Annotated in this window: 14 protein-coding genes; 7 read left to right on the forward strand and 7 right to left on the reverse strand. The window is 61.6% G+C overall.

Features of this window, described 5'->3' with window-relative positions; all coding sequences use genetic code 11:
* Positions 1-22 precede the first annotated feature (22 nt).
* The 4 genes from atpG (at position 23) to atpC (ending at position 3,819) form a co-directional block, all read left to right on the forward strand.
* A complete protein-coding gene (gene atpG / locus PLL20_02080; GenBank protein HPD28755.1) occupies positions 23-901 on the forward strand; it encodes an ATP synthase F1 subunit gamma in 879 nt (292 codons plus the stop codon).
* A gap of 23 nt (positions 902-924) precedes the next feature.
* Entirely contained in the window at positions 925-1,650 is a 726-nt protein-coding gene (locus PLL20_02085) for an SGNH/GDSL hydrolase family protein (GenBank protein ID HPD28756.1), read from the forward strand.
* Positions 1,651-1,749: 99 nt separating this feature from the next.
* A complete protein-coding gene (gene atpD / locus PLL20_02090) occupies positions 1,750-3,216 on the forward strand; it encodes a F0F1 ATP synthase subunit beta (protein ID HPD28757.1) in 1,467 nt (488 codons plus the stop codon).
* 204 nt (positions 3,217-3,420) lie between these two features.
* Complete coding sequence (atpC, locus tag PLL20_02095; protein ID HPD28758.1) at positions 3,421-3,819, forward strand: ATP synthase F1 subunit epsilon; 399 nt, start codon at positions 3,421-3,423, stop codon at positions 3,817-3,819.
* A gap of 44 nt (positions 3,820-3,863) precedes the next feature.
* On the opposite strand, the gene PLL20_02100 is transcribed toward atpC, so the two are convergent.
* Positions 3,864-4,583 (reverse strand): hypothetical protein, encoded by a 720-nt coding sequence (locus tag PLL20_02100; protein ID HPD28759.1) that lies wholly within the window; start codon positions 4,581-4,583, stop codon positions 3,864-3,866.
* Between the two features lie 9 nt (positions 4,584-4,592).
* Positions 4,593-6,245 (reverse strand): sodium/solute symporter, encoded by a 1,653-nt coding sequence (locus PLL20_02105; GenBank protein HPD28760.1) that lies wholly within the window; start codon positions 6,243-6,245, stop codon positions 4,593-4,595.
* 90 nt (positions 6,246-6,335) lie between these two features.
* Here PLL20_02105 and PLL20_02110 point away from each other — a divergent pair, with 90 nt between their 5' ends.
* Both PLL20_02110 and PLL20_02115 read left to right on the forward strand, forming a co-directional pair.
* Positions 6,336-7,331 (forward strand): DUF5107 domain-containing protein, encoded by a 996-nt coding sequence (locus PLL20_02110; GenBank protein HPD28761.1) that lies wholly within the window; start codon positions 6,336-6,338, stop codon positions 7,329-7,331.
* A gap of 11 nt (positions 7,332-7,342) precedes the next feature.
* On the forward strand, positions 7,343-8,113 hold the full coding sequence (locus PLL20_02115; protein ID HPD28762.1) for an SDR family oxidoreductase: 771 nt from the start codon (positions 7,343-7,345) through the stop codon (positions 8,111-8,113).
* A gap of 141 nt (positions 8,114-8,254) precedes the next feature.
* On the opposite strand, the gene PLL20_02120 is transcribed toward PLL20_02115, so the two are convergent.
* Both PLL20_02120 and PLL20_02125 read right to left on the reverse strand, forming a co-directional pair.
* The gene (locus tag PLL20_02120; protein ID HPD28763.1) at positions 8,255-9,244 is read right to left on the reverse strand and encodes a CNNM domain-containing protein; all 990 of its coding nucleotides are present in this window, start codon (positions 9,242-9,244) and stop codon (positions 8,255-8,257) included.
* The gene (locus tag PLL20_02125) at positions 9,241-10,527 is read right to left on the reverse strand and encodes a hemolysin family protein (protein ID HPD28764.1); all 1,287 of its coding nucleotides are present in this window, start codon (positions 10,525-10,527) and stop codon (positions 9,241-9,243) included. The genes PLL20_02120 and PLL20_02125 overlap by 4 nt, the downstream gene beginning before the upstream one ends.
* A gap of 257 nt (positions 10,528-10,784) precedes the next feature.
* Here PLL20_02125 and PLL20_02130 point away from each other — a divergent pair, with 257 nt between their 5' ends.
* A complete protein-coding gene (locus PLL20_02130) occupies positions 10,785-11,783 on the forward strand; it encodes a glycosyltransferase family 4 protein (GenBank protein HPD28765.1) in 999 nt (332 codons plus the stop codon).
* Here PLL20_02130 and PLL20_02135 read toward each other — a convergent pair.
* Genes PLL20_02135 through grpE form a run of 3 tightly spaced genes read right to left on the reverse strand, consistent with a single transcriptional unit; the run spans position 11,723 to position 14,543 of the window.
* On the reverse strand, positions 11,723-12,088 hold the full coding sequence (locus PLL20_02135) for a hypothetical protein (GenBank protein ID HPD28766.1): 366 nt from the start codon (positions 12,086-12,088) through the stop codon (positions 11,723-11,725). The genes PLL20_02130 and PLL20_02135 overlap by 61 nt on opposite strands.
* A complete protein-coding gene (locus PLL20_02140) occupies positions 12,085-13,851 on the reverse strand; it encodes an Hsp70 family protein (protein HPD28767.1) in 1,767 nt (588 codons plus the stop codon). The genes PLL20_02135 and PLL20_02140 overlap by 4 nt, the downstream gene beginning before the upstream one ends.
* Entirely contained in the window at positions 13,848-14,543 is a 696-nt protein-coding gene (gene grpE, locus PLL20_02145; protein ID HPD28768.1) for a nucleotide exchange factor GrpE, read from the reverse strand. Before grpE ends, PLL20_02140 begins: the two co-directional genes overlap by 4 nt.
* Positions 14,544-14,561: the final 18 nt, after the last annotated feature.

Here is a 14,561-nt window from a genome sequence, read left to right on the forward strand (position 1 = left end):
CCAAGGGGCAGAGGACGATCGGATGGCCAAGGCACGGGCGATCATCAAACGCCGTAAGGCGGTGATCAACATCCGCAAGATCACGCGGACCATGCAGTTGATCGCAACCGCACGCTTTCAGGCCGCTTTCAACCGTGCCACCAAGACCCGGCCTTACACCGAGCGGATCACCGACCTGGTGCGCCGGCTCTCGCGAGGGCAGGGCGACCTGTCTCATCCCCTGCTGAAGGTGAACGATCAGGCAAAGCGGTCGCGTTTGATCGTGATCACGAGTAACCGCGGCTTGTGCGGCGGCTACAACGGCGGAATCCTGCGTTCGGCGATCGAGCACCTGAAAGTCCGGGAACAGGCAGGCGAGACCGTCGATATCCATGTGACGGGCAAGAAAGGCATCTCGTACTTCAAGTTCCTCGGGCGTGCCATGGCGGCGACCGACACGCGATTTGAAGACAAGCCGCAGTACGTCGAGATCGAGCCGATCGCCGCGGACGTAATGGCTGCCTACGAGCGCCAGGAAATCGACGCCGTCCACGTGGCATACATGCGGTTTTTCTCGGCAGGCGTGCAGCGTCCGCACGTCATGCAGTTGCTGCCGATCGAGCCGCCGGAGCCGGATACCGAAACAGGCGAGGCCGCCGCCCCCGTGCAATATGATTTTACGCCGCCGCCCGAGGAACTGCTGGCCGAACTTCTGCCGGAAACCGTGAGAGTCCGGTTATTCCAGTGTTTCATCGACGCGGCGGTGAGCGAGCAGGTGGCCCGCATGGTCGCGATGAAGTCCGCGACCGATGCGGCCGGAGACATGATCCGAACGCTGACCCAGCACTACAACCGGGCCCGGCAATCGCAGATTACGCTGGAATTGCTGGACATCGTCAGCGGCGCGGAGGCACTCAGGTAATGGAGCCGATACGATTGTTTTCGATGATTCTTTCGCTTGCGCCGCCGCCCGCGACCCAGCCGGCAACCCGTCCGGCCGAGATGAAGATCGGGCCCGGCCAACAGATCGTCGCCATGGGGGACAGCATCACCCAGGCGGGCGGCTACCTGAGGGCGATGGACGCGGTGTTCGCCCAGCAGTACGCGGGGATGAAGATTCCGCCGATCGTCAATGTGGGCGTCGGCGGTCAGAAGGCCGAGGACATGGTCGCCCGCTTTGAGAAAGACGTTGTTCGCCGCAGCCCCGCAATTGTGACCGTCAGCGTGGGGATCAATGATGTCTGGCATCGAATGGCCGATCGGCCTGATCCGCGGGTGCTCGAAGCCTACGAGCGGAACCTGGAACGTATGGTCAAGATGGCTCAGGAGTCAGGCGCTCGCGTGCTGGTGCTGGCACCCACGGTGATTGAGGAAGACCCGGCTTCGGAGGGCAACAAGCGGCTGGCCGCTTATGTGGCCGCCGGCAAGAGGGTGGCCCAGCGGAACAAGTGCCAATACGTGGATTTGCATGCCTTGTTTCTCAAGGCGATCGAGAAACGAAAAAAGGATTCCGGGTCGCAAGAGCGGTTCTTTACCACTGATGGCGTGCACATGAAGCCCGCCGGCGATGTGCTGATGGCTGTCGGCTTGCTGCGGGCGCTCGGTGTGCCGGACGAGAAGATGAGAGCAACGGATCTGGCCAAGGTCTTTCCCGAGGCTGGACAGCCCTGAGGCAGTGTGAGGTGTGGGGCCGGCATCTTGCCGGCCAGTAACAGGTCGGAAACCTGTTTCGCATAGCCCATTGGGCGGTTGTGAACGAGAACGACAATTATGGCAAAGTCAAATGGTCGCAATTTCGGGCGAGTGACGCAGGTGATCGGCTCCACGCTCGATGCGGAGTTCGACGAGGACCGGATGCCCAAGTTGTACAACGCCCTGAAGGTGAACGTTGAACGTAAGGTCCTGGGCATGACCGAACGCGAGACGCTCTGGTGCGAGGTTGCCCTGCACTTGGGCGGCGGCAAGGTGCGGGCCGTTGCTCTGGGCACGACGGACGGACTGGTAAGGGGTGCTCAGATCGAGGACACAGGCGGTCCGGTGACCGTGCCCGTGGGCATGCAAACCCTCGGCCGTGTGTTCAATCTCGTCGGCGAACCCATCGACATGCGCGGCGAGGTGAAGGCCGAGTCCCGCCGGCCGATCCACCATGCACCGCCCGATTTCGCCGACCTGACCCCGAAGTCGGAGATGATGGAAACCGGCATCAAGGTCATCGACCTGTTGGCCCCCTTTGTCCGCGGCGGCAAAATCGGCCTGTTCGGCGGTGCCGGCCTCGGCAAGACGGTCGTCGTGCAGGAAATGATTGCCCGCATCGCCCGCGAGCATTCGGGTTACTCCGTGTTTGCCGGTGTCGGAGAACGTACTCGCGAAGGCAACGACCTCTGGCTCGAAATGCAAGAGGCGACCTTCAAGGACGCCCAGGGCAACGTCAAACAGGTCATGGATCACACCGCTATGGTGTTCGGACAGATGAACGAGCCTCCGGGCGCACGCCTCCGGGCGGCCCTGAGCGCCCTGACCATGGCGGAGTGGTTCCGCGATGAGTCCGGGGCCGACACCATGCTTTTTGTGGACAACATCTTCCGATTCTCCCAGGCCGGCTCGGAGGTTTCCGCCCTGCTGGGCCGAATGCCTTCGGCTGTCGGCTACCAACCGACCCTCGGCACCGAGATGGGTGATCTCCAGGAACGGATCACCTCGACCAAGAAGGGGGCGATCACTTCGGTGCAGGCCATTTACGTGCCCGCCGATGACCTGACTGACCCGGCGCCGGCGACCACGTTTACGCACCTGGATGCATTCATCGTTCTGGCCCGCGGAATCAGCGAGAAGGGCATCTATCCCGCGATCGATCCTCTCGCCTCATCCAGCCGTATTCTTGACGCCCAGTACATTGGCGAGCGGCACTACAAGGTCGCCCGAGAAGTGCAGCAGATTCTCCAGCGATACCGCGACCTCCAGGACATCATCGCGATTCTGGGCGTCGAGGAGCTTTCCGAGGAGGACAAGCTCCTGGTCAGCCGGGCGAGGAAAATCGAGAGGTTCTTCTCTCAGCCGTTCTTCGTGGCGGAGGTGTTCACCGGTTATCCCGGCAACTACACGCGCAAGGAAGACACGATCCGCAGCTTTGAAGAGATTTGCGCGGGCAAATGGGACCACCTGCCCGAGCAGGCGTTCATGTACGTGGGGACCGTAGAAGACGCGGCCGCGAAGGCGGAGAAACTGGCGAAGAATTGAGAATTGAGAACGGTGGATTGAGGACCGAGTTGAATATGAGGAAGCGATGATGGAGAATCTGAGGTGAAGAATCGGGATTGCGAGTGTTCCTGAGATCTCGAATGCGAGAATTCGGATTTGAGATTTGAAATGTGAGCTCTGAAATGTGGAATCTCAAATCCTCGATGCCTGATTCCCAGCTTTGAATTCGCCCGGGTTATTGCGATGGCAGAGAAGACCTTCAAGTGCAGCGTGTTGACCCCCGAGGCCCGGGTCTTTGAGGGCGACGTCGAGTCGGTGGTGCTGCCTGCCCATGACGGCGAAATCGGCGTGCTGTTCTGCCGCGCTCCACTTCTGTGCAAGCTGGGCGCGGGTAGCCTGCGATTGCGCAAGGGCACGGAAACGCAAACTTGGTTTGTGGACGGCGGTTTTGCACAGGTGATCGAGAACCAGGTGACTGTTCTGACCCAGAAAGCCCTGCGTCCGGAAGAGATCTCCGCGGCCGACGCCCAAGCCCGCCTCGAGGAAGCCCTGAAAATGCCGGCCGGTGACGACGCGGCCCTTCGTCGCAAGAACCGGATCGTGGCCGGCGCACGGGCGCAGCTCCGCATGGCCTTGATGTAGGCGCATCGCGCCGCGCCCGTGCGGGTCGCGATTTCCTCTCACAATCAAGGCACAACCGTTCGTGTCGCCGGAAGACTGACCTTCCTGCCCCAGAGGATCACCCGGTCAACGTTGCCCGCATCATCGAAAGACCCCACCCCGATTCGGCCCCACGTGAATGTCTTGTCCTCAGCGGTCATGCACGGTTGCGTCATGTCGTCGAAGAAAACCTCGATCGTGCCGGCGGCGACCTTGCGGACCACGCGAACGTGGTGATAGCCCTCGGTCCACGGCGTGCCGTCTGTCCGCGTCTTAACGATTGGGCGACGGTCGGCGTTGTTCACGATGTGGACCGTGTTGGACGCGTCGTCCGACTTCAGCCCGAAATGAACATAGTAAAACCGCGCCGCGTCCTGGTAGCCGAAGAAAAGGCACATGTCACGGTGCGGATAATCAGCTTTGGTCGATCGCACCCGCGCGTCAAGGACAAAATCGGACACGATGACGTCCTTGAGCAAGGCCATTCCGGTCGGCGACCGGTACGGCGGCTTGTAGCTGCTGTTCCCGGCCAGACATAGTACCGTTCTGTCGCCGTCGCGCGTGAACTTCCACGCCCGTGGATCGTCCAGCTCCCATTGCGTCGAAGGCTTGTCGAAGTCCTCGTCGACCAGAAGCGGCAGGCCCGGGAAGACGGGCGGGCTCGCGCGGTGCGATGCTGAACCGGACATCCGGACACAACCGAACAGCGGCATGAATAGCACGAAGAGGGCGATGAGTCTTGACATGATCGGTCTTCACCAGAATATCACATAGATGATCAGATACATGATTGCCGCGATAACGGCCCAGAAGCCGACGGTCTGATACCATGGATACTGCCCGCGATGCTCCGGCGAAGGCAGGTTGAGCGACGGTCTCCAGACATACGGGGCGACGGCCTCCGCCGGCGCCGGCCTCGTCAGCAGGCTGACCGCGATCATGAAGACGGCCGCCGCGATCCAAAGCACGAAGGCAAAGTTGAACAGGTGAATTCTGCCTGAGATGAATGGCAGTCGCAGCCAGTTGTCATCGGGATTGCCCCAGACGAACGGCACTGCGACGAAAGGCGCGGCCAAGACAAACGTTGCGGTCGCCGCCTTGGCGGTCGTGCGCTTCCACAACGCCCCATAGGTAAACGCCAGCATGATCGGGATGGCCAGAATACACCAGGCATTTTGCGAGTAGGTGAAGATATAGCGGTAGCTGCTCGCCAGCAGGGTCAGCGGGAACGCGACGAGCAGGGTAACCAAACCGACCAGTCTGCCGACGCGAACCAGTTCGCGATCACTTGCGGCCGGACGCAGCCAGCGTCGGTGAATGTCGATCGTGTAGACGCTGGCGGTGGCGTTCACGATGGCGCTCACGCTCGACATGATCGCCCCCAGGACGGCGGCGACCAGAAAGCCTCGAAGCCCCGGACCCAGCAGGAACTGCGCAAGATGCGGGTACGTGGCATTGGCGTCGGGCTGGCCGTCCGGTGTGAGCGGCAGGGCCGGCAGCACGCCCTGCTTCAGAAGGTCACTTGCGATGTAGCCGGGAAAGGCGAAGCAAAGAGTCAGAACCGGCCCAAGGAAGGCCGTCAAGAGCACACCCATGCGACCGTGGCGTTCGTCTTTGGCCCCGAGGCAGGACTGAACGTAGAACTGATTCGTGCAGCAGTACCAGACGTTGGTTGACAACATCAGCAGGATCACTCCGGGCCAAGGCACGTAGGGGTCATCCATCGGCCGGATGAGATGTGCCGAGCCTGCGTCCCGCATTCGTTCCAACAGCCCGGACCACCCACCGGGTACCTCGTTGAGCCCCGCCCCGAAAAGCGTGAGACCGCCGGCGAGCAGCAGGATGCACTGAAAGGTGTCCGTCCATGCGACCGAGGACATGCCGCCGTAAACGGTGTAGATGCCCGTGAACACGGCCAGGATCGCCGTGCCCAGAATCGGCGGGATTCCCAGGAAGTACTTCATCGCCGTGGCACCCAGCGCCAGCACCATGACCAGCGTAACGCAGGCGTTGTTGAAGACGGTGTACACGGCAAAAAGCAGACGCGTCGTCTTGTTGTACCGCTTCTCAAGGTATTCGGGAATCGTCGTCGTGCCGCTGCGCAGATACAGCGGCAGGAACACGAAAATCATCAGCGTCAGGGAAGGGTACACACCCAGATCCCAGTTCGAGACCACCAACCCGGCCCCGAAGCCGTATCCGACCTCGCCCAGCATTTGCTCAGCGCTGATGCTTGCCGCGACCATGGTGAAGCCGACCACCCACCACGGCAGCGACCGCTCGGCGATGAAGAACTCTTTGGATCCCCCTTTGGCTTTTCTTGCTGACCACAACCCGATGGCCAACGTAAGGATAAAATAGATAATGATGATGGCATAATCGACAGGCTGGTAACTGCTTGCGAGCATTCAGCACGTCTCCATGGGGCGGACCTGCTTATACCGCTGGAAGTGTAACCGTGTTATCATCCCGGGTCCAATCGAAAAGGAGACGGTCTCGTGGGCTATGTTCGATTCGAGAAGGACTGGAAGCTCAACGAATGCAGCGTTCTGCGGATCGAGAGCGACGTGCTGCGGATTGATGTGCTGCCTCAACTGGGCGGCAAGATCTATCATTGGGTCCACAAGCCGACCGACCGCGACTTCCTGTGGCAGCATCCTCGGATCATGCCGAGAATCATGCCGTCCGGGATGAACTACGACGACAATTTCAGCGGCGGCTGGGACGAGCTGTTCCCCAACGGGGAGGCCGGGCCTTACAACCACGAGATGTACCCCGATCATGGCGAATACTGGACCCGACCTTTCGAGTGGGAAGTCCTGCAAAGTCGGACCGAGCTGACATTGCACCTCTGGGCCGAAGGGGGTGTCACGCCGACGCGAATGGAACGATGGATGACCCTGGCGGCATCATCGCCCGTCGTCCGCGTGAAGTATCGCTTGAGCCACCTCGGTCGTCATGGTTTCGACTACGTCTGGTCGATCCATCCGGCTTTGTCCGTCGGCCCGCAGTCAGAGTTCGTCATTCCCGCCGGAAAGGGCATCATTGGCAGTCCGGGGCTGGGCCGGTTGGCCGCGGAACCGTTGGAGTTCAACTGGCCGCAGGTCCCCGGCCGTGACGGCAAGCTGTTCGATATGAGCCGTGTCCCGGCGGGGGTGGATGTGCCGCATTTCGAGATGGTCTACCTGACCGAATTGCACGAGGGCTGGTATGCCCATCTTGACCACGCGACGCGCAGCGGTTTCGGTCTGGCTTTTGACAACCAGCTCTTCAATACTCTATGGTTGTTCGCCACCTACGGGGGATGGCGAGGCCTCTGCACGGTCATTCCCGAGGCCGCGACCGGCTTTCCTGGTGATCTGGCGACCGCCTCCACGAGCGGGAGGTGTGGTCACCTGGACTCCGGGCAGGTCGTGGAGACGGAGACGGCCGCGGTAGTATTCACGGGACGCGACCGGATTGAGCATATCAGCATAGACGGGCGCGTCAGATAGGAGCTGCCCACATGGGTCTTCTGGACGGCGAAGTTGCGATCATAACCGGGGCGGGAACGGGAATCGGTGCCGCAACGGCTCTCCGCTTCGTCCAAGAAGGGGCGTCGGTTGTGATGGTCGGCAGACGACGCGAGAAGCTGGAGGAAACAGCCAGAGCCGCAGGCCGAACCGACCGGCTGGCCGTCGTGCCGGGCGATGTTCGCGACCAGAAGACGGTCGACGCCGCGATTGCGGCCGCGACCAAGCTCGGAGGGCTGCATGTGGTCGTCAACAATGCCGCCGTCGCCTACCCTGTGGGGTTTCCCGACGCCGACTTTGAGACCTGGCGGGACATTTTCGACATCATCGTGGTGGGTGCGTTTCGTTTCTGTCGGGAGGCGGCCAGGGTGATGATCGCAAACAAGACGCCTGGACGGTTGGTCAACGTGACCAGCATCCATGGCACGCAGGCCGAGCCGGGGGCTTCGGGATATGGGGCCGCCAAGGCGGCGGTCAACCAGTTCAGCCGAGCCCTGTCGGTGGAACTCGCTCCGCACAACATTCGCGTCAACGCCGTCGCGCCGGGCTTTGTTGACACGCCGATGTCGGTCTACAACGGCAGGAACGAGCTGGAAAGCGACTGGTTCAAGAGGTTCTACGTGGAAGCGCGCAAAATCCCGATGGCCCGTGCGGGAAGGCCGGAGGAAATCGCCTCGGCCATCCTGTTCCTCGCCTGCCGGGAGTCAAGCTACATAACCGGTCATGTGATGATCGTCGACGGAGGCCTGACGGTGACATTCTAAGGGGACCGCCTTTTTGCGGGCCGCAATTGAAGCGCCCCGTGCCACAGACACGTGCGCGCACAAATCGCACATCTGACAGGAGAGAGAGCCAGAACGCTGCAGGCAGGACTCTCTTGGCAGGCGCTGCCTTGATCAGATGTTTCACGCGGGCAATTCGCCAAAGATTTCCTCGATTACATCTTTGAGTGTGATGATGCCCACGAAGCCTCGTCGCGGATCGTTAACCACGGCCATGGTCTCGTTGGCTCGCTGGAGCTGAATGATGGCCCGCGCGGCGGAGTCCTGAGCCTGGAGCGCAATGGGGGGGTGCATGAAGTTGCTGATACTCGCATCGGTATCGTCGGCGAGCACGTCGCAGACGCTGACGATGCCGGAGACCGTCTTCCCGTCTCGGTCGACGACCGGCATCCGCGAGTAGCTGTGGCTCCGAACCGCCCGGAGGAATTGACTGCGGTTTGCGGTGATGGGGACGCTGGCCACGCGGCGGCGCGGAATCATGATCGAACCGACGCGGACGCTCGACAGATTCATCACTCGCTCGACGATTTCCGCCTGTTCGGTCGTCAGAGCTCCCTCCGCGGCGCCTTCCCGCAAGAGGCCGAGCACCTCACGTCGTGGGCCGTGCATCCGGCTCTCTGCTTCATGGCCGGACAGCCATATGCTGAACCGTGTGACCTGCCCGAGAAGCCAGAGGATGCCCGTCTGACGGAGCACCAGGATCATGGCTCGCAGCGGCCGGGCGCAACGGTACATCAGCCGATCGGCTTCCGCTCGGAACCAGTTCTTCGGGACGACGTCGGCGAAGACGAATCCCAGCGGGGAGAGCATGGCGGCCGTGTAGAACTCCACCTTCGAGGACTCGACGCCAATGCCGCAGGCCATCAGAAACGTGGCCGCGACTGTCAGCAGATAATTCGCGAGATTGTTGCCGAGAACGATACCGAGAATGCTTTCGTCCTGGCGGTCGGTGAGATCGATCAGCGCGCGGGCATCGAGTGCTTCGAGGCGTTCGGCGCGAAGCCTCAGGCGGACTCGATTGACGCAGTAAAGGCCCATTTCAACCCCGGAAAAAAAGCCTGATATGGCCAGAGTGACTGCGGTTGCAAATGTGCCCAGCAGGAGCGCGATCATGGGCAGTCTCCTCCGGGCTTCCCATCGACAGGCGCGGCACTCGATCCACCGTCGACGAGTTCCAGCAAAACCCATTCGATACGTCGTCCCCGAAGTGCCTCAACCGTCAGGACTAGGTTACCCAGCCGGAGCTTGTCCCCGACGGCCGGCAGCCGGCCCAGCCGAGCGAGAATCAGACCCGCCAGGGTGGTTACCTCCTCGTCCAGCCGGCTCATCTTGAACTGCTCGGACCAGTCATGGATGCTCATCCCGCCGGAGACGCGGTAACGTCGCTCATCAAGCCGGACCCAGAGTCTGTCCTGCTCCGATTCCCCCTCAGTACCCAACCCGCCCCCAATCAGCTTCGCGATGTCGTCCACCGTGACCAGACCCACCACGCCGCCGAACTCGTCAACCGCAATGGCGAGCTGCGTCTTCTTCCGGCGGAACTCCTCGATCAATTGGGTGATGGTGACCACTTCGGGGACATAATGGGCCGGCCGGATCAGTTGTGCGAGCGGACGGCCGGGGTGCAGCAGCAGATCCTTGGCATAGATGATTCCGGCAATCCGATCGATGTCCTTGTCGTAAACCGGTATCTTGGTGAATTCATGCTTCCGCATCAGCCGTTCGAGGTCATGCGGGTTTCCGTGAACGTCATAGGCGATCATGTCCACCCGGGGAATCATGATGTCCTTGGTCCGCAACTCGCCGAGCTGAATGACCTGGTCGAGCATGGCGTTTTCGTGAGCGTCGATCACGCGGTGCCGCTCCGACATCTCGACCAGTTCGCGCAGCTCCTCAACGGTGACGTATTCGTCAGGCTTGGGTGTGCCGACCAAGAGACGAGTCAGCGGTTCGACCAGCAGCGTTCCGAGCAACGCACGAAACGGGGTCAGAATGACCTGGGTAAACCGGACCATGGGAGCCAGACGAGGGGCCAGCGGAACCCTCAGCAGAATCGCGGCTCCCTTCGGCAGGATTTCTCCGAACAACGTGACCAGGATAGGCGAAGCCAACCCGATGATCGGGACCAGGGCCGAATTTCTGCCGAGCACTGACTGCGACAGCGACAGACTGGCGGCGAAAATGAACAGGTTGATCGACACGTTGCCGATCATCAGCGTCAGCAGCAGCCGGCGCGGATGACGCATCAGGTCGGCGACCATCTGCCTCGACGGCCGTTTATCCTGGCGGAACCGCATCAATTCATGGCGACTCAGCGAGAACAGGGCTGTTTCGGCCCCGCTGAAGAACGCTGATGCCAGCAGCAGAATCAGAAGCAGTAGAATTTTGAAACCCATAACCTCCGTGCCCGCCCGGATAACACCGCCGGCCGATGGGGTGTCAGAAGGACGAGCCAGAGTGTACCGTCTCCGCCAACGCTCGCAAAACGGCGGGGTGTCCTCAACTTGAAGGCGGGCCAGACCTCGAGCATGATGAGGTCATGGCCGCCCGCTTGCTCCATGCTGTGCACGAGTCGACCTCTGAGGACGCCCTTGCGCACCTTTCTCTCCTCCTGAACCGGTTGCCGCCCGAGCGTTTCTCGCAAGCTGTTCTCATGATCGGACGACCGGCCCCGGTGCTGCGCCTACCGCCGGCGGTGCCGATCGAGCGCGTGCACGGCTGCTCCTTGATGCCCATGCTTCCGGGTGCGCGGGCTGTCCGGCTGTTGCGGCGGAAGTCCTTCGATCTGCTGTTGATGTGGGACTGGTCACCATACCTCGACTTCAGCCGCGAGGGCAGCGATCAGCCGTCGCTGACGATCCTGTCCAGCCCTATCGGAATGCCCGGCATTCTTTTCGGGCATCTGATGAGGCGAAAACGCGCTCAGCAGACAAATTTTGTATGTCTGAGCGATTCAGTCAGAGAACAACTGATTCGCTTGGGTTTGAAGAGTGACAGCGTGCGGGTCATCAGGCCCAGCGTCGATCCGGCGGAGATTCGTCATGCAGATCGGCAACGTGTCAGATCGGAAATGGGCCTCCCGGCGGATGCGCGAGTCTTGCTGACCGCTTGCCCGCCCGGAAGGAAAGGAGGGCAGTATGCTGCCGTTTGGGCTGCAGCGATTCTGCACCAGATCTGGCCGGATGTCCGAATGATCCTGCCAGGTGGGTTTCGTGGCGACGGGCGGGCAAGGCACCTCAGCGAGGAGTGTTACTGCCCACAGATCTTCCGAATTGCAGCCGAGCAATACGGGCCGGCCGATCTCCTCGCAGCCAGTGACATGTTCATATGGCCCGATGACCAGAGTCATTCAACCGGCTGGTTGGCTTGGGCAATGGCGGCCGGGATACCGATTGTTGCGACCGACGGTCCGAGCGTCCGAGAGCTGATTCGCGACGGGCAGACGGGCTTTCTGGTGGGTTCCTCGCAACCCCACGCCTTGGCCACCCGGATTCGCACGGCCTGGGAGGATGCCGAGGCCCGCCGCCGCTGCGCTCAGGAGGCCTTGCGCCAGGCCGATCAAATGTGCTGCGCCCAGAAGTGCCTCGATGCTTACGTGTCGCTCATGGAGCAACTGCTGTTGCCCTGTGAGAGAAAAACGTTCCGGCGATAGGCATGGACCGCCGAGGGGAAATCGCCGCTCATCAGGCTGGCGCAGGCCAGCAGCGCCAGATCTTCTGAGCATGCCTCCAGGGAAAGCAATTCCCGTGTGAGTTCCGCCGCCCGGCGATACCATCCTCTGGCGTAACAGCGACGGGCGTGTGCCCGCAGGTTGTCGACGCGGCTCTCCAGAACGATCAATGACGACAGGTCGCTCTTGCAGCGATAGCAGACCGATTCCGCCTGCCGGGGGGCATTGCAGGTCGGGCAGCGCTCACGACCTTTCCCAAAGGCATCCGATCCGGAGAGGTCGTTCATTTCGACTCCTCCAGATAGTATAAAATGCTGTCAAGTTCCTGGGCGGCTCGATCTGCATCTTCCCGGTCATTCTTCTCTATGGCATCGTGAATCCGCTGAAGCAGTCCCAGGACCTCTTCACGATCCTTGCCGGCCACGTCCTTGAGCGCCGCATGTGCCCGCCGCACGACCTCCCGTGCCGGGTGATCGGATTCCGCCGCCTCCGAAACGGCATCGGCCTCGGGCGCGGATGCCTGTTCTTGTTCGTCATCTCCGAACAGAACCCGCAGCCTTCGGGCCGCATCGGCCATTTCTGTTTTCTCGAAACGGCTCATCGCATTGTCAATGACAATCTGCTTTTGCCGCCCCGTCTTCTTTTCCTGAGCGGTCACCTTGAGCATCCCGTTCAAATCAAGGTCCAGCCGGCAGGTAATCGGGCTCTGAGGCGGCCCCTTGCTCAAGCCCTCGATCGTGAACCGACCGATGCGCACGTTCTTGAGCGCGTCGGGATGTTCACCTTGAAAAACCTCAATGACCGCTCGCTCCTGGTCCTCGCAGACCGTGTAGTACACCTCCGTTCGTGATGCCGGCAACGGTGTGTTTTTATGGATGATCGGACTGAAGCAGTAGGGATAAGGCAGGCCGAAACGCTCACCCAGGCAATTGATGCCGAAGGTGTGGGGCGTTACGTCAACCAGCACGGCGGAGACGCTCTCGCCTTGGATGATGCCTGCCTGGATCGCCGCTCCCATGGCAACGCAGAGATCGGGGTCCACCTCCTGGTGGGGATGTCGGCCGGTGCGATTCCGCAATTCCTCGCTGACAAGAGGCGTTCGTGTGGCCCCGCCGGCCAGAACGATTCGGTCGATTTGGCCCGCAGTCAGGCCGGCGTCCTTCAAGGCCACCTGTACCGCTTCCATGGTCTTGTCGATCAGCGGACGGATCATTTCCTCGTAGTCGCCTCGGCTCAATTCCATCGACAGGTTAAGAGGAATCCCGTCTTTCTCACAGATGAACTCCTCGTTGACCTGAGCGTATGGCGTGGTTGACAAGAGAATCTTGGCCTGTTCCACCGCCCGCCACAATCGCGAATGAGCCCGGGGGTCGGCCCGGAGGTCGACGCCGTGTTGCTCTTGGAAGCGGCCGGCCACGTGCTCGATGAGCAGGGCATCAAAGTCGTCGCCTCCCAAGTGCGTGTCTCCGTGGCTGGACAGCACCTCGATCACGCCTTGTTCGATCCTCACGATGCTTACGTCGAACGTTCCGCCGCCGAGATCGTACACCATGACCTTCTGCGGCGCGGATTGTCCAGCCTCATAGACCAGCGACGCCGCAGTGGGCTCGTTCAGGATCCGCACGACCTCCAAACCGGCCAACTCGCCGGCCTCACGGGTCGCCTGACGCTGGGCGTCGTTGAAGTACGCGGGGACGGTTATCACTGCCTTGCCGACCGGGCGGCCAAGGTGACGTTCCGCCCGGTTCTTGAGCGTTCGCAGAATGATCGCAGACACTTCCTGCGGAGAGAACTCCTGGTCCCCCATGCGCAGTTTCACGTCCTCGCCCATGCGCCGCTTGACCGAACGGATCGTTCGATCGGGAGCCAGCAGCCACTGGTTTCTCGCCGGCTCACCGACCAACAGCCGCCCATCGTCGGCCAGGCCGACCATCGAGGGAAGAATGGCCTGTCCGTTTTCGGTCAGCACGCGAGGGCGGCCGTTTTCGAGAACCGCCACCTCCGAATTGGTGGTCCCCAAATCAATGCCGATGATCGGTTCCGAGCTCATGCTGTCTCTCCTTCTTGGCGGGCAACCGCCCGGACTTCCGCATAGCGGATGACCTTCGAATCGCAGGTGTAGCCGGCGCGTACCACCTCCGCTACGTGGCCCGCCGGCAGATCGTCGCGCCGGACCAGATCGACCACCCGCATCTGTTCCGGATCAACGGGTTTGCCGAGACACTCGATAGGACGGACCCCGCGGGCTTCCAGGATCGCATCTATGCGACGCAGCCCCAGCATGTATCCTTCGTGGAGACCTTCCAGAAGGCCTCGGGGCAGCAGCCAACGACGCCATCCGACACGCCGGGCCGCCTGACGGGAGGTCTCTTCGCCCCGCGACAGGGCTTCGCGCAGATCCAATAGCACCTCCACCCAGGACCGTAGCTGTGAATCCATCTGGGAGTTCAAACCGTCCCGCAGGCGATCCCGCTCGCGCAGCAGGGGATCGAACAGCTTCTGGGTTTGTGCCGAAACCTCTTCGATGCCCTCATGAAACTCGTCGATGGCTCGATCAAGGTCCTGACGCGCGGTCTTGGTGCCTCGTGCCTCCAGCCGGACTTCCTGCTTCAGCGCGATCAGTTCGCTCAGCAACGTGTGCAAATCGACCCGCGCTGCCGCATCAACGTTTTCTTGCGGGGCCAGGAGCGCATGACGCCACTGTTCCGACTCCAGCAGCCACTGGCGCAACGTCGAGAGCACCGCCTCGATTTCCTGCCG

Source organism: Phycisphaerae bacterium, from assembly GCA_035384605.1.
GTDB lineage: Bacteria > Planctomycetota > Phycisphaerae > UBA1845 > PWPN01 > JAUCQB01.

Bases quoted from the DNA above. Each gene is read 5' to 3' on its own strand.
- atpG (HPD28755.1), top strand. From the start codon at position 23: ATGGCCAAGGCACGGGCGATCATCAAACGCCGTAAGGCGGTGATCAAC.
- PLL20_02085 (HPD28756.1), top strand. From the start codon at position 925: ATGATTCTTTCGCTTGCGCCGCCGCCCGCGACCCAGCCGGCAACCCGT.
- atpD (HPD28757.1), top strand. From the start codon at position 1,750: ATGGCAAAGTCAAATGGTCGCAATTTCGGGCGAGTGACGCAGGTGATC.
- atpC (HPD28758.1), top strand. From the start codon at position 3,421: ATGGCAGAGAAGACCTTCAAGTGCAGCGTGTTGACCCCCGAGGCCCGG.
- PLL20_02100 (HPD28759.1), bottom strand. From the start codon at position 4,583: ATGTCAAGACTCATCGCCCTCTTCGTGCTATTCATGCCGCTGTTCGGT.
- PLL20_02105 (HPD28760.1), bottom strand. From the start codon at position 6,245: ATGCTCGCAAGCAGTTACCAGCCTGTCGATTATGCCATCATCATTATC.
- PLL20_02115 (HPD28762.1), top strand. From the start codon at position 7,343: ATGGGTCTTCTGGACGGCGAAGTTGCGATCATAACCGGGGCGGGAACG.
- PLL20_02120 (HPD28763.1), bottom strand. From the start codon at position 9,244: ATGATCGCGCTCCTGCTGGGCACATTTGCAACCGCAGTCACTCTGGCC.
- PLL20_02125 (HPD28764.1), bottom strand. From the start codon at position 10,527: ATGGGTTTCAAAATTCTACTGCTTCTGATTCTGCTGCTGGCATCAGCG.
- PLL20_02130 (HPD28765.1), top strand. From the start codon at position 10,785: ATGATCGGACGACCGGCCCCGGTGCTGCGCCTACCGCCGGCGGTGCCG.
- PLL20_02135 (HPD28766.1), bottom strand. From the start codon at position 12,088: ATGAACGACCTCTCCGGATCGGATGCCTTTGGGAAAGGTCGTGAGCGC.
- PLL20_02140 (HPD28767.1), bottom strand. From the start codon at position 13,851: ATGAGCTCGGAACCGATCATCGGCATTGATTTGGGGACCACCAATTCG.